1 protein-coding gene is annotated in these 245 nt (G+C 50.6%); it reads left to right on the top strand.

Annotated elements, in window-relative coordinates; translation table 11 throughout:
- Positions 1 to 245: hypothetical protein (locus H6A60_RS13485; RefSeq protein ID WP_205105373.1), on the top strand; the 245-nt coding region annotated here is incomplete at both ends.

The raw sequence follows: 245 nt of genomic DNA on the forward strand, positions 1-245 counted from the left end.
ATGAAATACAACATTTCAAATCTTGGGCAGTACGGCATGATGATCGACCAAGCGCCGGTTGACTTGCCTGATAACGCCTTTTCCAATGCACAAAACTGCCGATTTGCCGGTGGGTATGCAGGACGGATGGCGGGCGAGGTTCAAGTATTTGGAACGCTGGCGTCAGTCCCATTATTCCTGTTGCCGATGACATACGGCACGTCACGCTTTGTCATTTATCCCGGCCTTACGTCGATCTATGCTGA

It is taken from the genome of Sutterella massiliensis, assembly GCF_016899755.1.
GTDB lineage: Bacteria > Pseudomonadota > Gammaproteobacteria > Burkholderiales > Burkholderiaceae_F > Sutterella > Sutterella massiliensis.